The organism is bacterium (genome assembly GCA_029210965.1).
Lineage (GTDB): Bacteria > BMS3Abin14 > BMS3Abin14 > BMS3Abin14 > BMS3Abin14 > JALHUC01.
Genome location: JARGFZ010000023.1, coordinates 20,758 through 44,098, shown reverse-complemented (window position 1 = coordinate 44,098; position 23,341 = coordinate 20,758). Strand labels below are relative to the sequence as shown.

22 protein-coding genes are annotated in these 23,341 nt (G+C 50.7%); 19 read left to right on the top strand and 3 right to left on the bottom strand.

What is annotated here, in order from left to right; genetic code table 11:
• Positions 1 to 399: 399 nt before the first annotated feature.
• On the top strand, positions 400 to 900 hold the full coding sequence (locus P1S59_09695) for a hypothetical protein (protein MDF1526523.1): 501 nt from the start codon (positions 400 to 402) through the stop codon (positions 898 to 900).
• Positions 901 to 1,085: 185 nt separating this feature from the next.
• Positions 1,086 to 1,469 carry a Rid family detoxifying hydrolase gene (locus tag P1S59_09690; GenBank protein MDF1526522.1) on the top strand — a complete coding sequence of 128 codons (384 nt, stop codon included), beginning with the start codon at positions 1,086 to 1,088 and terminating at the stop codon, positions 1,467 to 1,469.
• A 285-nt stretch (positions 1,470 to 1,754) separates the two neighbouring features.
• Here P1S59_09690 and rpmB read toward each other — a convergent pair whose 3' ends face one another.
• Positions 1,755 to 1,946: a 50S ribosomal protein L28 gene (rpmB, locus tag P1S59_09685; protein ID MDF1526521.1), complete on the bottom strand. Its 192-nt coding sequence runs from the start codon at positions 1,944 to 1,946 to the stop codon at positions 1,755 to 1,757.
• 363 nt (positions 1,947 to 2,309) lie between these two features.
• Between rpmB and P1S59_09680 the strand changes: the two genes are divergently transcribed.
• From P1S59_09680 to P1S59_09635, 10 genes are all read left to right on the top strand, one after another.
• Positions 2,310 to 2,510 (top strand): DUF1858 domain-containing protein, encoded by a 201-nt coding sequence (locus P1S59_09680; GenBank protein ID MDF1526520.1) that lies wholly within the window; start codon positions 2,310 to 2,312, stop codon positions 2,508 to 2,510.
• A gap of 21 nt (positions 2,511 to 2,531) precedes the next feature.
• Positions 2,532 to 4,619 carry an ATP-dependent DNA helicase RecG gene (gene recG, locus P1S59_09675; GenBank protein MDF1526519.1) on the top strand — a complete coding sequence of 696 codons (2,088 nt, stop codon included), beginning with the start codon at positions 2,532 to 2,534 and terminating at the stop codon, positions 4,617 to 4,619.
• A 325-nt stretch (positions 4,620 to 4,944) separates the two neighbouring features.
• Positions 4,945 to 5,367 (top strand): nucleoside-diphosphate kinase, encoded by a 423-nt coding sequence (gene ndk / locus P1S59_09670; GenBank protein MDF1526518.1) that lies wholly within the window; start codon positions 4,945 to 4,947, stop codon positions 5,365 to 5,367.
• Between the two features lie 96 nt (positions 5,368 to 5,463).
• Positions 5,464 to 6,501 carry a 23S rRNA (adenine(2503)-C(2))-methyltransferase RlmN gene (gene rlmN, locus P1S59_09665; protein MDF1526517.1) on the top strand — a complete coding sequence of 346 codons (1,038 nt, stop codon included), beginning with the start codon at positions 5,464 to 5,466 and terminating at the stop codon, positions 6,499 to 6,501.
• Positions 6,494 to 7,639, top strand: coding sequence for an RNA polymerase factor sigma-32 (locus P1S59_09660; GenBank protein MDF1526516.1), 1,146 nt, complete (start codon positions 6,494 to 6,496; stop codon positions 7,637 to 7,639). The genes rlmN and P1S59_09660 overlap by 8 nt, the downstream gene beginning before the upstream one ends.
• Positions 7,617 to 9,080 (top strand): trypsin-like peptidase domain-containing protein, encoded by a 1,464-nt coding sequence (locus tag P1S59_09655; protein MDF1526515.1) that lies wholly within the window; start codon positions 7,617 to 7,619, stop codon positions 9,078 to 9,080. Before P1S59_09660 ends, P1S59_09655 begins: the two co-directional genes overlap by 23 nt.
• 182 nt (positions 9,081 to 9,262) lie before the next feature.
• Positions 9,263 to 10,030 (top strand): ABC transporter ATP-binding protein, encoded by a 768-nt coding sequence (locus tag P1S59_09650; protein ID MDF1526514.1) that lies wholly within the window; start codon positions 9,263 to 9,265, stop codon positions 10,028 to 10,030.
• A 185-nt stretch (positions 10,031 to 10,215) separates the two neighbouring features.
• Positions 10,216 to 11,859 carry a hypothetical protein gene (locus P1S59_09645; GenBank protein MDF1526513.1) on the top strand — a complete coding sequence of 548 codons (1,644 nt, stop codon included), beginning with the start codon at positions 10,216 to 10,218 and terminating at the stop codon, positions 11,857 to 11,859.
• Between the two features lie 84 nt (positions 11,860 to 11,943).
• A complete protein-coding gene (locus tag P1S59_09640) occupies positions 11,944 to 12,480 on the top strand; it encodes a DUF2284 domain-containing protein (protein MDF1526512.1) in 537 nt (178 codons plus the stop codon).
• 169 nt (positions 12,481 to 12,649) lie between these two features.
• Positions 12,650 to 13,042, top strand: coding sequence for a hypothetical protein (locus P1S59_09635; protein ID MDF1526511.1), 393 nt, complete (start codon positions 12,650 to 12,652; stop codon positions 13,040 to 13,042).
• Between the two features lie 599 nt (positions 13,043 to 13,641).
• On the opposite strand, the gene P1S59_09630 is transcribed toward P1S59_09635, so the two are convergent.
• Positions 13,642 to 13,917, bottom strand: a complete 276-nt coding sequence (locus P1S59_09630; protein ID MDF1526510.1) for a chorismate mutase — start codon at positions 13,915 to 13,917, stop codon at positions 13,642 to 13,644.
• Positions 13,918 to 13,985: 68 nt separating this feature from the next.
• A complete protein-coding gene (gene nadB, locus P1S59_09625; GenBank protein ID MDF1526509.1) occupies positions 13,986 to 15,632 on the bottom strand; it encodes an L-aspartate oxidase in 1,647 nt (548 codons plus the stop codon).
• A 241-nt stretch (positions 15,633 to 15,873) separates the two neighbouring features.
• Between nadB and P1S59_09620 the strand changes: the two genes are divergently transcribed.
• The 7 genes from P1S59_09620 (at position 15,874) to era (ending at position 23,338) form a co-directional block, all read left to right on the top strand.
• Positions 15,874 to 16,860 carry a hypothetical protein gene (locus P1S59_09620; GenBank protein ID MDF1526508.1) on the top strand — a complete coding sequence of 329 codons (987 nt, stop codon included), beginning with the start codon at positions 15,874 to 15,876 and terminating at the stop codon, positions 16,858 to 16,860.
• 44 nt (positions 16,861 to 16,904) lie between these two features.
• Positions 16,905 to 17,666 (top strand): tetratricopeptide repeat protein, encoded by a 762-nt coding sequence (locus tag P1S59_09615; GenBank protein ID MDF1526507.1) that lies wholly within the window; start codon positions 16,905 to 16,907, stop codon positions 17,664 to 17,666.
• Complete coding sequence (locus P1S59_09610) at positions 17,635 to 18,387, top strand: DUF4115 domain-containing protein (protein MDF1526506.1); 753 nt, start codon at positions 17,635 to 17,637, stop codon at positions 18,385 to 18,387. Before P1S59_09615 ends, P1S59_09610 begins: the two co-directional genes overlap by 32 nt.
• 256 nt (positions 18,388 to 18,643) lie before the next feature.
• Complete coding sequence (gene fusA, locus P1S59_09605; GenBank protein ID MDF1526505.1) at positions 18,644 to 20,665, top strand: elongation factor G; 2,022 nt, start codon at positions 18,644 to 18,646, stop codon at positions 20,663 to 20,665.
• 285 nt (positions 20,666 to 20,950) lie between these two features.
• Complete coding sequence (locus P1S59_09600) at positions 20,951 to 21,760, top strand: HAD-IIB family hydrolase (protein MDF1526504.1); 810 nt, start codon at positions 20,951 to 20,953, stop codon at positions 21,758 to 21,760.
• Positions 21,753 to 22,451, top strand: coding sequence for a ribonuclease III (gene rnc / locus P1S59_09595; GenBank protein MDF1526503.1), 699 nt, complete (start codon positions 21,753 to 21,755; stop codon positions 22,449 to 22,451). Before P1S59_09600 ends, rnc begins: the two co-directional genes overlap by 8 nt.
• Positions 22,448 to 23,338 (top strand): GTPase Era, encoded by an 891-nt coding sequence (gene era, locus P1S59_09590; protein ID MDF1526502.1) that lies wholly within the window; start codon positions 22,448 to 22,450, stop codon positions 23,336 to 23,338. Before rnc ends, era begins: the two co-directional genes overlap by 4 nt.
• Positions 23,339 to 23,341: the final 3 nt, after the last annotated feature.

Below are 23,341 nucleotides of genomic sequence, written 5' to 3'. Positions count from 1 at the left end.
AACGAAGCTACGATTCGAAACTATGTTCGCATGCAAGGTGAAGAAGACAGCGGGCAAGCGAAGCTTGGCCTTTAAGGGTGCCACGGGCGTAAGCCCGTGGTAGTTCACCAAAAACCCCCCTGAAAAATCCTTCCAGTCCAATTTCAGACCGCTAGTGAGAACTCGGGCCATATAAACTGACTAAACTGATATAAAAGTCGGTTTTTAAGCAAAATTGGATTACATTTTTGTGCTTAGCGTATGAACTTTTTTCCCCTTTTCCCTTCGCAAATATATTGAATCCTTATTTATCAAACAGTTACAGAGTCAAAAATCAGGCATTGTTCTTGCTTATCTAATCCCGTGAAGATGTTTAATTAAATAAATTAACCGGTTAACCTGATTCGGGAGGGAAATGAGATGAAAAGCTTATCGAGTAGGATGAAGGTTTTGTTGGTACTGGCGATTTGTGCGGCGTTTATTGTGCCGTCGGTAGTATCAGCCGGAGAAGTGGAGAATCCTCTTTTAAAAGGACTGACGTTTGAAAAGGGGGATTATTCGGTACCCGCCCCATATGCCAGATCTGCTGCAAGTCTGGTGCTTAATAAGAAAACCAGCAAAATTGAATTCATGGTTGAAAACGGAGACAGCAATGGTAAAAACAGGGTTTCAAGTGTGAAGATCGTCCTGCTGGATGAAAACGGTAAAGAAAGAGCGGTGGCCATCACTCCGGACCAGTTCAACCAGAAAGTCGGCAGTGCGGTAGGAACCCTCGGTAAAGAGGCGATAGAGGGCCTGACAAACCTGAACCTTGATATCAAGGTGAGAGGCCCCAAGGGTGGTTTCATGGTACTGGATGTAACAGAGTACTATGAAGCTGACGTTGTATGCCCATGGTATAGTCCTTTCTGCAACGATTAATTTTGCATATTTCCGGGTTTTAGATCCGGTCAGGTTTAAATAGAAAATACAACGTTAAGGGGCGCTCTTCAGGGCGCCCCTTACTGTTGAAAAAAGAAGAGGAGCAGCTGAATAAGACAGGTTACAGCTTTTAGTTGATCCCGCCATCGGCGGAACTGACAGCTGCTTTTAAACGGGAGCATTCAATGGCTAGAAAAGTCATAAATACCGACCGTGCGCCGGCCGCCATCGGGCCCTACAGCCAGGGTATATCGTGGAATAATACCATATTTTGCGCCGGGCAGATCCCACTGGATCCGTCAACCGGGAAACTGGTTGACGGGGACATTGGAAAACAGGTTAACAGAATCCTGGATAACCTCATAGCGGTCCTCGAGGAAGGGGGGAGCAGTCTGGAAAGTATCCTTCGCCTGGATGTTTACCTGACAGACCTGTCACTATTTCCTGAGGTAAACGAGTGTCTAGCCCAGGTGTTCAACAACAACCCCCCTGCCAGGGTAACAGTGGAAGTTTCGGGACTGCCCATGGGGGCACAGATCGAGATGGCGGCAATAGCCGCCATCGAGTGACAAGTAGAAGGTGGCAAGTAGAAAGGGTAAATCAAATCTGCTTTTAGAATATCCATCTTTCTACTTTCAACATGTTACTTTCTACCAGCTCAAAAAAACAGGCCCCCCATAGGGGGCCTAAAAAACCTCCGGAATCTTTATCAGGGAAGATGTATTAAGACCTCCCGGAGGATATAGCTTATAATCAGTGTCTAGTGTCTAGTGTCTAGTGTCTAGTGTCTGGGACTTCTTCTGCGTTCCCGATTTCAGGGTCTAGGATCTGGTCTCAAGCACATAACACCTGATTTATACCGCCTTCTCGAATTTGCCGGTTCGGATGCAGCGAGTGCAGACAGTAGCTTTTTTCACGCCTCCGCCTTCCTTGATCCTGACGGTTTGCAGGTTCGGAAGGTATCGGCGTTTGGTTTTGTTGTGGGCGTGGCTGACATTGTTCCCCACCATGGGGCCTTTTCCACATAATTCGCATGTGCGGGACATATTTGCCTCCTGGTTGATTTTGGTCTGGCCCGCTTCACGGCTTTTGTGTTGCGGTAAAAGACTTGGATTGCTAACATAAACACGGACAAAATGCAAGTGGACCAGTTCAGTGCTGAGGTAAACCGGGTTTGTAGTTTGAGGTTTTAAGTTTGATGGACTCGCAAAAAGTCCATCAATGCGCCCCGCGCGGGGCGCCCAAATCAATGACTCTCACTGTAAGTCATTGATTTGTAAGGAAAGGGAAAACGACGCTTTTCCCTTTCCGTGGAGCGAAAAGTCCCGGATTGGATTTTTTGCGACTTTATCAAGTTTGGAATCTGCACTCTACACTTTGCACTCTACACTCATCTATAAGGAAACCCCATGGCTAAAATAAACAAGGATATGATTTTTAATGAAGTTCTCAGAAAATATCCGGATTCCGTCAAGGTTTTTAAGAAATTCGGCATGAACTGTTTCGGGTGCCTGGGCGCCGAGGCTGAGTCCCTGGAGTACGGGGCGATTGCACACGGTGTTGACCTGGATTCTCTTCTCAAGGACCTCAACGAGGCCCTGAAGCGCTGATTGAATTGGGTGGCATCTAAGGTGGAAGCTGGTAAATCCGAAGGGATGCAGCTGACTGAACTGCCGGGTATCGGGAACAGGATTGCTGCCAGGTTCGAGAGCCTTGGTATTTACAACGCTCGGGATCTGATCTTTCTCTTACCGAGGGCCTATCAGGACCGAACTCATCCCCAGCTTATACCCGCCGTTAATGAAGGGCAGTTCGCTACTATACGCGGACAGATAATGTCCATCAGCGAAAGAGGGTACCGGTCCAGAAAGACCCTGGAGGTTATGATATCCGACGGACACGGTGTTATTTTGTTGAAGTGGTTCAGGTTCGGCCGATGGCTAAAAGCAAACATTGAAAAAAAATATCCTCCCGGCACCCAGGTGTTGGCCAGCGGAAGAGTTAGCAGTTTCTCAGGCAGCCTGGAAATGCATCATCCGGATCTTAGCGAGGCATCCAAAAACTCTGGTGGGGGGATCGTCCCTGTTTATCCGTTGGCTGATGGTATTTCCCAGCAGACTGTTCGAAAGGCGGTCCAGACAGCGGTATCGCAGCTTTTAAACACTGTCAGTGACGAAATCCCGGAAAATATTCGCAAAGAATACAATCTTCCCGATCTGAAAGAGTCTCTTGCCGGCCTGCATGAACCACCGGATACTGACGATGTCCAGGCTTTGAACCTGGGGGCAAGCTGTTGGCACAGACGCCTTAAGTTTGGTGAACTGCTTACCTTCCAGTTGGGGCTTCTCACAAGGAGGAGAGCCCTGGACAGCAGGAGAAGCCATCCAGTAACTCCGGTGAGTTCCCTTGAGAAAAAGTTGATCCGGGTTCTTCCCTTTGACCTGACAAGATCCCAGCTCGATGCTCTCCAGGATGTGGGCAGGGATATGGCGGCGAAGGTTCCCATGCACCGTCTCCTTCAGGGAGATGTTGGCTGCGGCAAGACCCTGGTGGCTTTCATCTCCATGCTGAGGGTTTGCGAGGCAGGCTACCAGGCCGTCCTTATGGCTCCTACAGAGGTTCTGGCCGAGCAGCACTACAGGACCATATCAAAGTGGTGCGAGCTACTAGGTGTACCTGTGGCCCTTTTAACAGGAAACGTTGACGGCAAACAGCGGAAAGAAGTGCTGATGAAAGCCATCAGCGGTGAGACGAAACTTTTCATAGGTACCCACGCTCTCATTCAGGAAGGCGTCCAATTCAAGAACCTTAACCTGGCGATTGTTGATGAACAGCATCGTTTCGGTGTCCTTCAGCGTCTGGCACTGGGCAGGAAAGGGGCCAGCCCTCATTTCCTGGTGATGACAGCCACGCCCATTCCACGTAGTCTGTCCATGGTTATATATGGAGATCTGGATATTACCACTATCAATGAAATGCCAGCTGGCCGTACTCCGGTGGAAACCGTTATCTTCAAGGAATCGGATCGCTCCAGGATGCACCTTTCCGTAGCGAGGGAAGTTGAAGCCGGCCGACAGGTCTATATTGTCTATCCTCTGGTAGAAGAGACTGAAAAGTTGGAGCTCCTCGCTGCCAGGGAAATGGCCGAAAATTACAGACAAAGGATCTTCCCACATCTCAGCATTGGCCTTCTCACCGGCAGGATGACCTCCCGTGAAAAGGATTCCGTCATGGAGCAGTTCAGAGCGGGGGATTACCAGGTCCTCGTTTCAACAACAGTTATCGAGGTGGGTGTTGATGTCCCCAATGCAAACCTCATGGTCATAGAGCACGCCGAGCGCTTCGGTTTGTTCCAGCTGCACCAGTTAAGAGGCCGCGTGGGAAGGGGTACAAACAGATCCACATGCATCCTTATGGAGGGGGCCAAAAGTTCCGATGAAGCCAGACAGAGGCTTCAGATCATTTCGAAGACCAATTCAGGGTTTGAGATAGCTGAGGCGGACCTGGACATCCGGGGGCCGGGGGATTTCCTCGGAGTCAGACAGGCCGGTATGCCTGAATTTCGCTTTGCTCATCCTTTCAGGGAAGGAGAATTGATGTCAGGAGCAAGGGAAGCGGCGTTTAAAATGCTTCCTGAGGGTGCCCAACTACCCACCGGTATGCTTGAGGAGGTTCGCAGGATGTGGTCGGAGGAGGTTTCCACAACAACTTCTGGTTAAAGCTTTATCAACAGGCGTTTTTGTGGAATATTTGGATTTATGCTTCCTTTTTTGTAGTTCTACCGGAAGTTTACTTCGAATCAATGAGTTTGGGTAAAAAGCCTGTAAGTGTTTGTAAAATGAACAAAATATCTTATGATTAAAATTTATGCAGATAGGAAAAACCCCTTTTAGGCCGTTCATGAAGTAAGGTTGTGCACAGGGTATTCCACCACCTTTCCACATTTTCTGTGGAAAAGGATGATCAACCATTATTTTTCGGTAGTTTATGGTGCCGGTCAGCGGTGCCAGACTCCCGACAAAGGAGTGAAAGAGAGGTTCTTACATGGCACGGATCGAACAAACACTTTCCATCATCAAGCCCGACGGTGTTAAAAAAAATGTCATCGGCGATGTGCTGTCCAGATTTGAGTCTGCAGGGCTCAGGGTCGCAGCTATAAAAATGGTACACATGACACCGGAACAGGCAGGTGGATTCTACATCGTACATAAGGAAAGGCCTTTCTATGGGGAGTTAATGGAGTACATGTCCTCCGGACCAGTCGTGGTCCTGGTGCTCGAGGGTAACGATGCCATTTCCAGGAACCGTGATATTATGGGTGCTACCAACCCGAAAGAGGCTGTACCCGGGACCATCAGGGCCGATCATGCCGAGAGCATTGAAAAAAACATTGTTCACGGTTCCGATTCTCCGGAATCGGCTGTTGTTGAGATCGCCTGTTTTTTCGATGATGAGGAAATATTTTAGAACGACACGTGCTTGCGTGACTGCGCGGGGCGTGCGTGCGTAACAACATACGCACATACGCACGTACGCTATACGCACATACGGATATATATACCCATGGTTAATTTTTTTGATCTGTCATTTGAGGAACTCGAGGAGCTATTAGCTGGTCTCGATCCCCGTCCTTTTCGAACGGCCCAGGTGCTGCGCTGGGTTTACACGCTGGGCGCAGCTGATTTCAGGAATATGACCGATATGCCGGTATCAATGAGGAAATCACTTGCCGGTCTTTGCGATCTATTGCCTCTGAGGGAGATCGAGAGGAGCGAAACCTGCGACCAAACAGTGAAGTTCCTCCATATGCTGGAGGACGGAGAGATGATAGAATCCGTTCTCATCCCGGAGGACGGTCACAATACATTGTGTATATCCACCCAGTCCGGATGCAACATGTCATGCGCCTTTTGTGAGACGGGCAGGAACCCTGGCGGCAGGAACCTCACTACAGGGGAGATCCTGGCTCAGATCGTGTACGCCATACGGTTTACCGGTGACAGGCTGAATGTGAGAAATCTTGTGTTTATGGGAATGGGAGAGCCCCTTCTTAATCTCGAGTCCCTGCAGCCGGCCCTGGAGGTGATCCTTTCGGACAGGGGGTTGAATTTCAGCCCGCGGAGGGTAACAGTCTCCACCTGTGGTTGGGTTCCCGGTATCATACGGCTGGCAACAGAGGGACCGGAAATCAATCTGGCCGTATCTCTTAATGCCACCGATGACAAAACCAGATCAAGGATAATGCCGGTTAACAGGCAATATCCCATTGGATCTCTAATGGAAGCCGTCGGCAGGTTCCCGCTGAAGGCCAGGAGCAGGATAACATTCGAGTATGTGCTCATTGAGGGTGTCAACGATACACAAGAGGATGTCCGGCGTTTACAGAAGCTCCTCAAGGGGCTTCCCGCCAAGGTCAATCTAATCCCGTGCAACGAGAACTTTTCAGGCCTCAGGGCGCCTTCTGAGGACAAAACCAGGGCTTTTCAGGACAGTCTATTTGATCACGGTGTTCTGGCAACGATGAGAAGGAGCCGAGGGCAGGAGATCGGCGCTGCATGTGGTCAATTAAAGGCGGGATCCGCCGGGAATCAACATGACTGATAAGAAGAAAACCACAGTCCAAACCAGGTCCGGGTCCAAATTGGCGCCGGAGGCCAGGCCCAAGGCTAGGGACAGTACCAGTACTAAGATTAAGGCCAGGATTAAGCCTAAGCCTAAGACCCGGATAAAGTCTAAAGCCGATCCTGCTCCCCGAGATAAAGCCAGCCAGCAAACTCCGGAAGAGGTGGTTTCCCCCGATGAGATCATCCTTTCGGAGTCAGAAATTCTCCCTGAAAATGAACCGGCGGATCTCAAAGGAACAAATGTTGTAAGTGATTCCTCCTCCAGACCGGCCATATACGATCCGGTCTCCGCCTATTATCAGACACTTCGCCATTACCCTGTCCTGACTCGGGAGGAGGAAAAGGAAGTGGCTATCAGGTACCTGGAAACAGAGGATATCGATTCTGCTTATACCCTCGTAACGTCGAACCTCAAACTTGTCATAAAGATCGCTCTTGAGTACAGGCGCCTGTGGAGGGAGATTGTAGACCTTATTCAGGAAGGGAATGTGGGGCTGATGCAGGCAGTCAAAAAATATGACCCCTATCGAGGTGTACGCTTTTCTTCCTATGCCGCCTGGTGGGTCAGAGCCTATATCATACGTTACATCATGAATAACACGAGGATGGTGAAGATAGGGACGACCCAGGCCCAGAGGACCCTCTATTTCCAGCTGGGGAAAGAGCGTGAACGGCTAAGACGGATGGGGATCGAACCTGATTCCAAGGCTATCGCAAAATCCCTCAAGGTAAAAAAATCGGAAGTGGATGAGATGACCATGCGCCTGAGCACAGGAGATCTTTCCCTGGAGGCCAAGCGCGGACATGATGGAGATTTCTCCCTTTACGATACGATCCCCGCTCTTGAACCGGATACAGAGACCAGGGTTGCGGATGCCGAAACAAGGTTAATTTATCTTGAAAAGTTGTCCGAATTTGTGGCGACACTTGCTGACCGGGATCGGAAGATCTTTACAATGAGATGGATGAGAGATGATCCATATACGCTGCAGGTCGTTGGTGAAAAGCTGGGGATAACCAGAGAAAGGGTCAGGCAGCTGGAGGCCAGGATCATCAAAAACCTGAGGGAGTATCTTGAAAAAGAGGGACTCAGTGCCTCGGATTTTTTCAGCTAGCTTCCGCCTGTTCCAGGTCGCCACAGCAGCGGCGATATTTTTTTTAGCTGGTTTCGCCTGTTTGGCTGTGGCCGACTCCGTGGACAGTGAACTGTTTGCCCTTAAGAGTACGGGCCGGGCTTTTGTCCGCATCAGTCGTGACGTCACCCCCTCTGTCGTGAACATAAGGACCTTTCGGCGTTCTTCATCCAGAAGATTCGGGCCCTCGGACCGGTTCTTCGGTGAGATGTTCGAGCCGTTCAGAGAGTTCTTTGGACAGGACTTCGGAAGAGAGTATTTCGGCCCGTCTGATGAAAAAATGCTCCAGGTCGGGTTGGGCTCAGGGGTCATCGTTAAAAAAGAGGGCATTATCCTGACCAACAACCATGTCATCGAAGGTGCAGAGGAGATCAGAGTCACTTTAAGCGACAGGGCGGAGGTTTCCGCTACGGTAATCGGCAGCGATCCGCGGACCGATATCGCCGTGCTCAAGCTGCCGGAGGGAAACTACCCGGTCGCCACGATGGGGGATTCCGACAATATCGAAGTGGGAGAATGGGCCATAGCAATAGGCAACCCCTTTGGACTTGGACAGAGTGTAACGGTGGGGATCGTAAGCGCCAAAGGGAGGGCTGATGTGGGGTTGGCCGACCTGGAGGATTTTATTCAGACCGATGCGGCTATCAATCCAGGTAACAGCGGAGGCCCGCTCATCGATCTGGACGGTAAGGTGATCGGCATCAATACCGCTATTTTCAGCCGAAGCGGCGGCTACCAGGGGATCGGGTTTGCTATTCCTTCCAACATGGCCTCCACTATCATGGAAAATCTTCTTCGAACCGGCCGGGTGGTCCGATCGGATCTGGGTTTGAGGGTTCAGGAGGTCACAGACGCCATCCTGGAAGCTTTTGGAGCCGGTGTGAGCCAAGGGGTGATCGTCAGTGAAGTTCTTGAAGGGGGAGTGGCAAAAGACACCGGTATTAAACGGGGGGACATCATTACACGGGTCAAGGGGAGGATCGTGGAAAATGTGGATTCCTTTTACAGGATATCAAGTGTCCTTCCTGTTGGTCATGAAGTTCCGGTAGTCCTGATCAGGGATGGTCTGCCGAGCACCTTCATGGTCAAGGTGGGAGAACTGCCCGCCCGGCCCCGTGATGGGGGTGTGCGCCTGCAGACAGCTCTTGGTTTCTCGGTGGATGAACTGACAGAAAAACTGGCGGAGCAACTCGGCTACAGGTACGAAAGAGGAGTCCTGATCACACGCATCGCCAGGATGAGCCAGGCCGACAAGGCCGGGCTTCGGCCGGGGGACCTCATTGTCAAGATCAACGGATCTCCCACCCCTGACCTTGAAACATTCAAATCCAAATTCGAGGCCGTCGAGTGGGGAGAGAATGTTAAGGTAAGTATCATTCGGGAGGGGAGTGAATTAACAGCGAAGATGGTTTTGAAACAATAAAGGCGAAGAGGGAAGGATGAATAGGGAATAGGGAAGAATGATAAGTGCATTAGTGCAATGGTGCAAGGAGTGCACTCATGCACCTCATTTACTGCGCTTGTGCACCGGTTATATCTTCCACCTTCCATATTCCGGGCGCGACAGCGAGCCTGGATAGCAGGTAGAATAAAGGCGCGCCATTCATGATTTCCATAAACAACCTCACAAAACGTTACGGTGATTTCGAGGCGGTACACGACCTGAACCTGCAGGTTCCTGCAGGAGAGGTGTTTGGTTTCCTGGGCCCCAACGGTGCAGGAAAAACGACCACTATAAAGGTGTTATCGGGACTTTTGCTCCCCACAAGGGGCCATGTCTCGGTGGGGGGTTATGACGTGGTCACAGAACCGCTCAAGGCCAAAGCTGTTACGGGGTTTATTCCCGATACACCCTTTCTTTTTGAGCGGTTGACCGGGAGTGAATTCCTGCGGTTTGCAGGAAAGCTTTACGGTATGAGCAATAGTGCCGCAGGTGAGGCGGCTGCCGGACAACTCGGATTTTTCGATCTTACCCAATGGTCTGACCAACTGATTGAAAGCTATTCCCACGGTATGAAAAAACGGTTGGCCATGGCGGCAGCTCTGCTCCACAGCCCCAAAGTCCTTATCGTTGATGAACCCATGGTGGGACTGGACCCCAGGGGAGCCCGGAAGGTAAGGAAGTTGTTCAGGGATCTGGCTCGGGAAGGAATGACCATTTTTTTAACGACCCACGAGCTTTCCACAGCAGAGGCGGTTTGCGACCGGATCGGGATCATTCATCACGGGAGGGTAACCGCCCTGGGAAGTGTGGAGGAACTTGGGCAGCAGATCCGCGTTCCCGGATCTCATCTGGAAGAGATCTTTCTGCGGCTTACAATTGAGAGTGAAGGGGAAAATCAGGCTTTTTTTGGAATAGGGAATGAGGAATAGAGAATGAGGGAGAACGAAAAGTGCATTAGTGCAATAGTGCAGGGAGTGCACTCACGCACCTGTTTATTGCACTGCTGCACCAGTTATTTATTCCACCTTCCACCTTCTACCTTCCTTCTTCAAGGTTTTCCATGGGTTCAGTAGTAGGCTTCACAAGATCTTCCGGCCTTCTGGCTGGATACAGGTTGAGACAATTCGTCAACCACTTTCGTTTCGGCAAAGGGAAGGATCTGCTTTGGTTCCTTGGTGTCCTGCTGCTGGGTCTGGTGTTCATCAAGCTTGACAATATTTTTTTCTCCCGTCTCATCGCCGCCATCCAGGAGAAACTGGAGTTTCTGGCCCCCTTCCTGCTCCAGCAGCTCATCCATACGCTGTTTTTATCCTTTTTTGGTCTCCTTACCCTGTCCAGCATGTCTTCGGCCATCTCAGGCTTTTATATGAGCCGTGAGATACCTTTCCTTGTGACCTCCCCCGTTTCACCCACAGCTTTCATTTATCAGCGGCTCACTCTGGTATTTGTTCAAAGTTCATGGATGATCCTCATCTTCGGATCACCACCATTCTTTGCCTATGCCGGCAGGTTGGGGTTGGGATGGAGTTTCATCGCAGGGTGGGTACCGGCGTTTTTCCTGCTGGTGACGATTCCCGTAGTTCTGGGCTCCACACTGGCGATGCTTCTGATGAAACTGTTGCCAGCGTCCCGGGTCAACCAGGCGGTGAGCTTCATCAGTCTGGCAGTGGCGGCAATGATCATCATGCTTTTTCGGATGAGCCGCCCCGAACGCCTTTTTATGGACGTTCCCACAGAGCAGGTCATGGATTTTGTAAAGGCCATGACTGTCCCTGAATTTTCTTTCATGCCTACCAGCTGGGCCACCAGGGCGGTGGTCAGTCTCAGTACGGAAGGCGCAGGGAAGGTTTACTGGAACAACATCCTGGCCCTCTTCGCCACCTCCGCTTTTATGCTCTTCCTTTTTTACTCAGTATTCAGGTGTTTCTATCGCAGCAGCCTGGCAAGCGTGGACGAGGGGCGAGTTAAAAAAAGGAGGAAGAGTATTACCCTGGTGGAGCGGATCATGAACCGGTATCACCCGGTCACCGGGTCCTACATAACAAAGGATATCCTGCTTTTTGCGCGCGATCCTTCCCGCTGGACTCAGCTTTTTCTACTGGGTGCCCTTGTTGTACTTTACGTTTACAATGCCTGCACTTTTCCAATGGGGGGGATGTTTTACAAGAATTTGGTAGCTTTCCTTAACCTTGCCATAAGCGGGTTTGTCTTATCAGCCCTTTGCGTACGTTTTGTTTTTCCCTCCGTCAGCCTCGAAGGACAGGCTTTATGGATAACACTTTCCTCTCCGGTCTCCATGAAACGGTTTTTTATGGCCAAGTATCTTTTCGCGGCCCTGCCTTTATGCCTGTTGGCCCTGATACTCACAATTACTACAAACCTGGTGATGGGGGTGCGAGGCGGTATGATGATACTGAGTTCAGTCGCCTCATTGGCCATGGCGCTGGCCTTGACCGGATTGAGTCTGGGCATGGGGGCCCTGTACCCAAGGTTCGATTTCGAGAACGAGGCTCAGATCCCGGCTTCACCTGCTGGAGTTGCATCGATGATCCTGAGTCTCGGTTATATCGGGTTCATGGTGGTTTTCCTGGCTGCCCCGGTTTACAGACTTTTCGCCGGCCGGATGGGTCTTTCAGCACTGACAAGCGGTGATGCCATTTTCGGGTTGATAGGGGCCGGTGTTCTTTCCCTCCTTGTGGGAGTGATACCTCTGGGAGCCGGGCTGCGCAAGGTCGGTGATTGGTCGGGTTCAAGGTGAAGCCTGGTTAAGTGCAGAGTGAATGATTTAAAGTATTGAGGATTCAGAATTACTGATTGTGAATTCAAACTCGAAGGGACTTTTATGAGTTACCCTGACCTGGAAAAGGTCTTCAAAAAGAACGGTTTCGACAGGTTCAAGTGGATCAAACCCTCGGATATCGTTGTCGCTCAGTGGGTCAGGATGAAGTGCATGTACGGGTGCGGTTCCTATGGGAAGAAAGGCACCTGTCCGCCCAATACCCCATCCATCGAAGAGTGCAGGGAGTTTTTTAGCGAGTACAGCCATGGGGTAGTTTTCCATATAAGGGCCAGTCTCGAAGATCCAGCAACCAGGGACGTGTTCAGCCGGGAGATCAACACCAGACTTCTGAAGGTTGAACGCGAGGTTTTCCTGAGGGATTTCAGGAAGGCGTTCCTCCTGTTCATGGACGAATGTCATTTGTGCGCCCGGTGTCGTGGTACACGTCACGATTGCACTAACCTGGCCATGGCAAGGCCGTGCCCGGAATCCATGGGAGTGGATGTGTATGAGACTGTGAGAAAGTACAGTTTACCCATTCAGGTGCTGAAGGACTATGATGAAGAGATGAACAGGTATGCGTTTTTGATGATCGATTGAAAAGCCGAAGAGGGAATGAGGAATAGGGAATAAGGAAGAAAACAGCGTTTGTGCCATAACTCCTCCTCCCATATTCCCTATTCTTTTACAGCCACTTTGGGGTATGGCATTCAGAACCAGGCCTTTCCGAGCCTGAATCACAAACGGACACCGAAAGTGTAACTATTCCATGCATTTATCCGACGAAAAAATAGCGGAACTTTTTGGGCTCCTTGATCGTCTCGGCCAGTTTGAGACAGAGGAGCTTCTTGGGCACTTCACAAGTGATAACATCGAGGCAATAAGGCAGGTTTCCTGGGTGCTTAAGGAGGGGATGAACTTTGAGAGAGTGTTGTCCGAAAACCGATTTGTGAAGGTGGTTCAGGAGTTGTACGAGACGAAGCTGATCTGGGCTGAGAGGCTGGAGGTGACCCTCATCACCGCTGCTTCCGAGATGGATCAGGGAAACCGCGGCCAGGCGCTTTGGATCCTTAGCGGGTTCATCCGTTTCTGTCCATCACCTTACTTCCGGGAGATCGCTGAAGATGTGATGGGGGAGTATGAAAAGAGCAGTGAACAGTGAACAGTTTACGGTGAACAGTAGACTGCACAATCTCCGATCTCAGATCTCAGATCTCAGATCTTAAATTTGAACCAGGACCCAGGATACAGGAGCCAGTAGAAAAGATGTATCGGCATAAAGGCGTATCGGTGTGTCGGAGTGGAATAACAGTTCCTTCGGAATGAAACGGAGAAACCCTTCGACAGGCTCAGGGCAGGCGGTGAACCGGAGAATCGGGGTGGAGACTGAGTGTCGGAGTATCGGGGATAAACATCTGCATTATACGGTTTGAAACGGTGAAATCACGCCTTTGGCGTAACAGGCCTGGTATCTGTGTGTTGGCTTATAGGGGAAAAAGCAGACAGCTGTTAGTCTTCAGTTAATGATCCGATATCCGGAAACTAGCCCGCATTATTCATGATGGTGATGAGATGTCAGCTAACTGTGCGGCAAATATGGATAAATGGGAATGGCACGATAAACATCATGAATAATGCGGGCTAGACATATAGTAGGATAAGTCGTGTTTACCCTGATATTTGTGTTTTTGGCTTCGACCGCTTTCTAAGAAATATGGGTTTTCTCCTGGCTCCCGGCTCCTGGGTACTGGCTCCTGCTCCCTAATCCTCTTGAAGCCTCCTGCTTTCCGCCATGATGACCTCATAGATCCTCACCAGTGCGCCCGTTTCCATAGGACCTTGAGTGCCGCTTGCAAGTTTCTTCCTGATCTTGCCCTCCCGTGAGGGATCCAGGATCTCCATCCCGATCTCTTTTTTCACATTACCGATCTCTCTGGCCAGGGAAGATCGTTCCTGCAGCAGCTCGATGATCCTGCTGTCCACGGTGTCGATGGCGTTTCGAAGGTTGAGAATGCGCTGGTCGGGCTTTTCGATCATATTAAAATTCCTTGTTGGTATCTCAAATCTCAGATAGGACTCACAATCCAGAATCCCGGAAGTTGGTGTTATTCTGCGTCCTGCGTTCTGCGTTCTGCATTCTGCTTCTTCATATACTGCCTTCGATTTATCACCGTATCTTTCCGGTACGCCTCGTCCTGCTCGGGGTAGTCCAGGGTATAGTGAAGACCGCGGCTCTCTTTCCTGGCCATGGCGCAACGGATGATGAGCAGGGAGACAGAAACGAGGTTCCTCAGTTCGATGAGTTCTCTTGTTATCTTGAAATCCCAGTAATATTCTTCCACTTCCTTCTTGAGCAGCAAGATCCTGTCAAGAGCCCTTTGAAGCCTTCTGTCGGTGCGCACGATCCCCACGTAGTTCCACATGGTTCTTCGGATCTCGTCCCAGTTATGGGTAATGACAACGTTCTCATCCGAGTCCACCGAATCCCCTGGGTCCCAGGGGGGGATCCCGTCACCCGATGGCGGCAACAAAGTGTCCCAATCTTTCCGGAAAGAGCTGGCGATCCTGTCCGCCATGACAAGGGCCTCGAGAAGGGAGTTGCTGGCAAGGCGGTTGGCGCCGTGGAGACCGGTGCAAGCTGTCTCGCCGCAAGCGTAAAGCCTCGGGATGGTGGTTTTCCCATCCAGGTCGGTAAGAACCCCACCGCATAGGTAGTGGGCAGCAGGAACTACAGGAAGAGGATCCTTGGTCATATCAAAACCGTACTCCAGACATTGTTGATAGATGTTTGGGAACCGATCAATGATCTCTCTGGCTGGTTTGTGAGTAATATCCAGATGAACGAAATCGTCTCCTTTCTTCTTAAGTTCGCTGTCGATAGCTCTGGCTACGATGTCCCTCGGGGCCAGATCTTTCATGGGGTGGTAATCCTCCATGAAAGCCCGGCCATCCAGGGTCCTCAGTATGGCCCCTTCACCGCGGACAGCTTCGCTTATCAGAAACGATTTAGCCTCTGGATGGAACAGGCATGTGGGATGAAACTGAATAAACTCCATGTTGGCTATATCAGCACCTACCCGATAAGCTAACGCTACGCCGGCACCGGAAGCTACATCGGGGTTGCTGGTGTAAAGGTAGGCCTTCCCGGCTCCGCCGGTTGCCAGCACGACAGCGCGAGCCAGAAAATGTATGATCTCGCCCGTTTTGGTATCGTGAACATAGCAGCCTACACATCTATCTTCGGACGAGTTTTCAGGCAAAATTCCGCTGATGGTACCGGAAGTGACAAGGTTAAGCGCCGTGTGGTGCTCAAGGAGGCGTATTTTGTCTGATCGCCGCACTGTTTCCAGCAGGACTCTCTGTATCTCGCGCCCTGTCATGTCCTGTGAGTGGACAATACGCCGGTGGCTGTGGCCGCCCTCCCGCCCGAGATCAAGATCACCGTTCTTGGATACGGTAAAGTGTGCACCCATGTCTATGAGTTCACGAATGGCCTGGGGACCATCGGTAACAATAACCTCCACCACATCCTCATGGCACAGTCCGGCACCAGCGTTCAGGGTGTCACGGATGTGGTATTCAAACCTGTCGACATCGTCCAGGACAGTGGCGATCCCACCCTGCGCCTTGCTGGTGGAGGTGTCCTCAGCTTCTTTTTTTGTGACGATGGTGACGTTGGCGAAGCTGGAGGATTTGAGGGCGGTCATGAGACCTGCCACACCGCTACCAATGATAAGAATGTCAGTTTCCATGTTAACTAAATAACAGATATGCAAGACAGACGGTAGCTTTAAAGAGAGGTGAAAAGTGAATAGTGAATTGTGAATGGGTTAAAGAAATGAAATTTCATGGAATAGTGCATTTTCTCAACAGTACCCTGTTCACCGCTCACCATTCACCGCTCACCATTCACTGTTCACAGTTCTTCTCCTTGCGCCAAACCCCTTATAAATGGTACAAAAATCAGATAATTCAGGTCAGTGAGGTGAGGGTATGTTTGAACTCCTTTCTAACGTGCAATCGGTACCTATAGATCAGAACTCTCTTGCCATGGTTCACCGCGGCATGAACAAGGTTCGTGTCTCCGTTGGGGAACACAGCTCGGAACCGTCTGAGGTGTACATCATTACCGGCCACTCCAGTGGGAATCTGGAATCCTACATTATCTTCTACATGCTGGAACCAGGGATACACGTGGTCTATGGGTGTGATGAGAACCCTTATTCCCTTGACCGGAAGGAGGAGGTTCTTGAGGAGGCAATTGTTTTCGTTGAAGAAATGGGGTCGATCCTTGAAGAGGTCCCGTGGGAGACGATGACTCCTGACCAGAGGTCTGCCTGGGTTGAAAAAGAGATCCTATATGCGGCGCCGGTAATTGCGGAGTTGGAGAAACTGGATGAGACGGAGGCGTTGGCGGAAGTAGATGAGATCGAAGGGGTGGAATATGTGGGGATCGACGATGATGAACCGGAGGAGTTGGCGGATGAAGATGAGATCGAAGCGGGGGAATACGAAGAGATCGATGAAGAGGAACCTGAGGGTTTTGATGAAGAAGATATTGATGGTACCGAATCTTCCGGCATGAAAGGTGTTGTCATAGCAGAGGGGGATTTTGATGAACTTCTGAAGCAGGCTTTTTTAAAACCTGATGTTGCTGATAAAACCAAGTTAAATAAGAGCAAAAGGGAGTCGGTAAAGATCGAGGAAGAGTTCTCTGTTCCTGAAGAACCAGCCGATGTCCAGGATGACGAGGAGATGGTTGAGGAGGAATCGGAACGGTTCGAGGCCGTTGAGAACACTGAATTGGATGAGGAAAAGGAAATACCCGAGGAGCCTGAAGCAGTTGTGCAGGAAGTGGTCGAATGGTCCAGTGAAGAGTTGGCTCTTGGCAATGTAGAAGTTCCTGCAGGGCTTAACGAAAGCTTCCTGCCTGTGAAAAAGAACAGGATGGAAGTAATAAGGTTTCTCTCAAGGTTTTAGAAATTATTAAGTGTATCGGGAGGTTGGGAGATTTGAAAACAAATATGAAAATCGTGGTCTTGCTGTTTGCCATGCTATTATCCTTATTGAGCCTTTCCTGTGCGGGAACCTCCCAGATGAAGGCAACCGATCAGAGAGAAGGCGAGATTCACATGAAGTTAGGCTCTAATTATCTGAGTAAGGGTAATGTGGAACTGGCATTGTTCGAGCTTACGAAGGCATCGAGACTGATCCCCAAGGAGCCGGATGTCCATTTCGCTCTCGGTACAGTGCATCTTCTTCGTGAGGAACCCGAGTTGGCTATGGAGGAGTTTAAAAGGACAATTGAACTTAACAAAAAACACGCTGATGCCTACAACAACCTTGGTTACGCCTATTTGAAGCTGGGGCGGTGGGATGAGGCCATTGAATCCTGTCAGAAGGCCCTGGAGGAAGTAAATTACGACACGCCTGAGAGGGCTATGACCATCATCGGTTGGGCATACTACAAAAAGGGAGAGTCAGCCAGAGCTCTGGAGATGTTGAAAAGGGCTCTCAACATCAAGGACAATCAGCCTGATACCGAGAACCGGATCGCAACGATCTATCTGGATGAGGGCAGGTACGACAAAGCCAAGATAATCCTGCAGGACATAGTGCAGAGATTACCAAAATTTGCAAGCGCAAGGCTTAATCTGGGTATCGTATATTACAAAGAGAAAGATTTTGTTGCCGCAAGACGGGAATTCAATGTGGTCGTGGATCTTGTTGACCGAAACAGTGAGGAGGCCAGACTTGCAAGAGGCTACCTGGACCTCATCGAATGAGGCACTCCTCCTTGCCGGGGAGCTGGGGGGAAGGATCAGAAGCTGCAGGACCGATGCGGGCATGGAAGTCAACGATCTGGCCACCCGAACAAGGATTGGAGCCAGATATCTGCACTCCATAGAAGATGGCAATTTGGATGATCTGCCTGGACCGGTTTTTATCAAAGGCTTCATAAGGGCAATCTGTGCCGAGCTTGAAAGCGATCCCTTGCCTCTCATGGATCTCGTAGACCAGATCTATTCCGAAGAACCTGCAGAGGAGGGTAATGGAACCAGCGGTTCCAAAAGGATAACGCCCCTCATCCTGTCTGGATTCCTTTTGGCGGCCCTTGTCACCGGCGGCATTCTTCTTCATGGGGGGGATAAAAAAGGTGAGGATGGGGTACAGGAAAAGGGAACAGTTCAGACTGAAGCCACGGGACTGGTAGCTCCGGAGGTCGCCCAGGAAGGGTTTGCCAGGGAAGAGCCGATAATAGAGTTGGACCTTCTCCTGAGAGCAACTGAAAAAACATGGTTGAGAATCCAGGCGGATTCATCCGAACCGTGGGAAACTACCATGAAATCGGGAGATGAGATCAGACTCAAGGCTGTGGACAGGGTAACCCTTTATATAGGTAATGCCGGTGGTATAATGTTCGAGTTAAACGGAAAACGGTTCGGGCCGCTGGGAACTTCCGGACAGGTCATTTCCAATTATGTGATCACGAAAGATAATCTATAGAGAATGCAAAGTGTAAAGTGCAGAGGGTTGGATACGTAGAAGTATAAGTATAAGTATAAGTTAAGGGCATCGACAATATTTCAGCTTCTACTTCTACTTCTACTTCTACTGTTATTCCTATCCCTGCTACCTCATTCAATTTTATCACTTTTTAATATTTACAGGTCAGCCTGCTGGTTTACCTGGAATTTGGAACCTGGAACTCCGAGCCTGGGAGACTATCGGAGAACCTCACCAGACCCCTAGCGAGGCCCCGATGCCCATCAGCCAAATGCGAAATATTGGTGTTATTGCCCACATTGATGCGGGCAAAACCACTACTACAGAGAGAATCCTCTTCTACACCGGGAAGATTCACCGCATGGGGGAGGTGGATCAGGGATCGGCACAGATGGACTGGATGCCCCAGGAGCAGCTGCGGGGGATAACCATCACTTCTGCTGCCACTACCTGTATCTGGAAAGATCACACAATCAACATTATAGACACTCCTGGACACGTGGATTTTACTGCCGAGGTAGAGCGTTCCCTTAGAGTACTCGACGGAGCTGTTGCTGTTTTCTGTGCAGTAGCTGGCGTCCAGCCCCAGTCAGAAAAGGTGTGGAGGCAGGCTGAGAAATATCTTGTACCAAGGTTGGTTTTTATCAATAAAATGGATAGGATAGGAGCAGACCATCATAAAGTACTCGAGGGTTTACGAGCGGTTCTGGGGGCCGTTCCTCTGCCGGTTCAGATGCCTGTAGGGAGCGAATCCAACTTCGCGGGGATTATAGATCTCGTAAACATGGTGAACCTGTACTGGGCAGATCCTGAGGGAGAAAAGATTGAAAAAACAGAAATTCCCGACGAGTACCTTGATGCGGCCCTTAGATCGAGAGACAAGCTGCTTGAGACCCTGTCAGAGCATGACGACCGGATAATGGCTCTCTATCTCGAGGAGAAAGAGGTGCCTGCGGTTCTTGTTCAGGAGGCTATCAGAAAGGGAACGATAAATGGCAGCTTCGTGCCCGTATTATGCGGCTCTTCTTTAAAAAAGAAGGGTGTGCAGCCTCTGCTTGACGCCATTGTCGGTTATCTTCCTTCACCTGAGGATCTGCCGCCGGTGAAGGGAAAATGGAAGGATCAACCTGAAGTCAGACTGCCGGAAGTGGACCAGCCGTTCTCAGCCCTGCTGTTCAAGGTTATGGCTTATGCAGGAAGACCAACCCTTTATTATCTGAGGATATATTCGGGGCGTTGCGCACTGGGTGACAGAATGCTTAATACCAGAACCCAAAAGGCTGAGCGCGCCATGAAAATAATGCGGATGCACGCCAATCGGCGGGAAGAGATCAGGGAAATGGCCGCCGGAGACATCCTGGCTCTTGTGGGCCTGAAGAATGCAAAGACCGGTGATACTTTTTGCGATCCTGAAAGCCCCATAAGCTTTGAGGAGCCCGTCTTCCCGCAACCGGTGATTTTTGTGTCCATTGAACCTAAAAGCGTAAGGGATCAGGAAAAGCTAATGAGCGTTCTGGATGTTCTTGCTGAAGAGGATCCTACATTTCAGGTTCGTGTGGATGAGGAAACGGGGCAGGTTATTTTAAGTGGAATGGGTGAGCTTCACCTGGATGTTCTTTCAGAACGATTATTTACAGAATTTAACGTTCAGGGCAAGGTAGGAAATCCCCAGGTGTCTTATCGGGAAACAGTAACAAAAACTGTTTCGGTAACAGAAAGGTTCGCAAGAGAGATAGCAGGAAAGGACCAGGAGGCCACAGTCACCCTCCAGGTCCAGCCTTTGCTAATGGGTGGTGCCGTACAGTTCGAAGATCAGGTCGCTGATGGAAAGATCCCGCCTGAAATGAAGCGTATTATAGAGCAAGCGGCTTTGGAGGCCGCATCCAGTGGCGTCAAGGCAGGATACCCTGTTATCGATATGAAAATCCTCCTGCTTGATGGCGAGTATCATCCTGATCGGTCAACCGATGTGGCCTTTAAAGCGGCAACATCCAACGCCCTGAACCAGTGCTTGCGAGATGCTGGTCCGGTCCTGCTGGAGCCGGTCATGGCTGTGCAGGTTGAGACTCCGGATGATTTTACAGGAGATGTCATGGGAAGCCTGACCCACCGCCGCGGCATTATCGAGGGGGTAGAAAATCAGGGTCACGTAGAGGTGATCAGCGGGAAGGTTCCTCTCCTCGAGATGTTTGGTTATACGACCAGCCTGCGCTCCATGACTCAAGGCCGGGGGAGTTTCACCATGGAACTGGCGCATTACAGAGAGGTGGAAGGTTGATGGACTTTTTTCAAGTCCATCAACCGGTCCCGGTATGAACGGGACCGGGGTGGGGGAGGTACCAGGCGGATTCACTTCGCTCCCTCGATTCCGCCAAGGCGGGACAAGTGGGGGATCACGCCAAGGCGTGACCTCCTCGCAAAATGTTTTGAAGAAGAGTTTGCGAGGTTTTCCAGGTTGATGGACCTGGAAAAAAGTCCATCCAAGCCTGTACTGAGCGTGTCGAAGGTTTGGCGTGACCGCCAATCAGAAAGTGGAAGAAATACTTTATGAGGATAAAAAACGATGGCTGAAGTAATCGTCTTCACCGATCTGGACGGCACTCTTCTGGACCATAAGTCCTATGGTGTTAGAGCAGCACTGCCGGCAATTGACCTGCTGGTCCGGAGAGGAATTCCCATAATACCTGTTACCAGCAAAACAGCAGCAGAGACGCGGCGCTGGGTTAAGCTGCTCATTCTGGAAGGGCCGTTTATTTGTGAAAACGGGTGCGGTGTCGTTATTCCCGCAGGTTCCCTTAAAGTCAGACCGGCTGGGGCGGTGGAAAAGGATGGAGAATGGAGGATATCACTGGGCGCTGGCATTGAAGAAGTCAGGCGTGGCCTGGAGGAACTGTCTGAATCGGCAGGATTTTCATACAGAGCCTTTGGTCAGATGTCGGCTGATGAGCTGTCCTCTCTCACGGGCCTGGCCGGAAAAGAGCTGGATCAGTGCCTGGTCAGGGAGCACGAGGAGCTATTTATCATACTTGAAGAACACGACGCTGACTCCATTGGAAAAAAAGCCGCTGAAAAGGGGTTACACTTTACACAGGGTGGGCGCTTCTATCACCTGACTTCCGGTGTCCATAAGGGCGACGCTGTAAAAATATTGGCGAACCTTTATAGGGAAGAACTGCCTGATCCGCTCTTCGTGGGTATCGGCGACAGTTTCAACGATCTGCCTATGTTCACTTCTGTAGACATGCCTTTCCTTGTCCAGAAGCCGGACGGCACCTACGATCCTCTCGTCCCTGAAGATGCTGCATGCAGAGTCAGCGGGGTTGGGCCCAGAGGATGGCGAATCGCTGTAGAAAGGGTGATGATCCTTGGATAGTACTGAATCCAGATCGCTGATGGTGGCCGAGAGGATGGGGTACAGATTCCAGAGCGAGGAGCTTCTCACCGAGGCCATGACCCATCCGTCAGCAGTGAAGGAGGGTAGATGTTCGGGCCCTGATAATCAGCGGTTGGAATACCTGGGGGACGCGGTCCTGCAACTGGCAGTCTCCCACCTTCTCATGATGCGTTATCCCCTCGCGGAAGAAGGGGATCTCAGCTTCCTGAGGGCCGAAATGGTCAGGAGAGAGAACCTTGCCCATGTGGCAGGCGAGATCGAGCTTATGGAGATGATGGAGGTTGGACCGAGCCTGGAGTCTGCTCCGACGGTGGCCTGGAGAACCGTGGCAGCAGATGCATTAGAAGCCCTGATCGGAGCCGTTTATCTGGACGGTGGATGGGACCATGCCTATGAACTGGTGACAACTCTCTTCACTGAGGTGCCGGAGCCGGGCGATCAGTTAAAAGGTTCCAAATCCTCCCTGCAGGAACTCCTCCAGGCAAGGTTTAACGGTGAGGTTCCGAGGTACGAGGTTACGGAAAACGATCTGGCGTCAGGCGAGATGAGGTTCTCGGCCAAGGTCTATCACAGGGAACATTACCTCGGTTTCGGTATTGGCAGGAGTAAAAAACGTGCCGAGGAAGCGGCTGCCTTGATAGCCCTTGAACTGTTCAGGGAGGATGTGTGAGCGGATTCAGATCAGGGTTTGTGGGCATACTAGGGCGGCCCAATGTTGGGAAATCCACACTGCTTAATTGGCTGTGTGGTGAGAAACTGGCTATCACCTCTTCCAAACCACAGACGACAAGGAACCGCATTTTAGGTGTTCTTCATCATCCTGGTTCGCAAATAGTGTTTCTTGATACACCCGGGATGCACGAAACAGATCGTGCCATCAACAGGTATATGCAGCAGGTTATTGCCAAGGTGGCTGCTGATGTAGATATCGTGGTGTATATGGCAGATGTCACAAGAGCCCACGGGCGGGAGGATGGGTTAACGCTTTCCATGCTGCCGGTGGATGCCCGGGTACCGGTCCTGCTCGTTGTAAACAAGGCTGACCTGGTTGGTCCCGAGGAGGTGGCTGAACGGGTAGAACTCCTTGAACGGTTGTTTAATTTTTCGGGTACCTTCATCACCAGCGCCATTACCGGAGCCGGGACAGATCAATTGGTAGAAAAAATCTCCCTCATGCTGCCAGAGGGGGTTCCCTATTTCCCTGAGGACATGGTTACCGATCAGCCTCTGGGTTTCAGGCTGGCGGAAATCGTTCGTGAAAAGCTATTCGACCTGACCAAGGATGAGATACCCTATTCTACTGCCGTCGTTGTGGAACATATGGCGACAAGGGAAGACGGTCTTATGGAGTTGAGTGCCACCGTTTTCATTGAAAAAGAGTCCCAGAAGGGAATTATTATCGGGAAAAAGGGGAGCATGCTCCAGAAAGTCGGTACTGCGGCCCGTCTCGAAATGGAGAGCCAGCTCGGGAGAAAGGTTTACCTGGAACTGTGGGTCAAGGTCAAAAAAGGGTGGACTGATCGTGAAGGGTTATTAAGACAAATGGGATACGAATAAAGG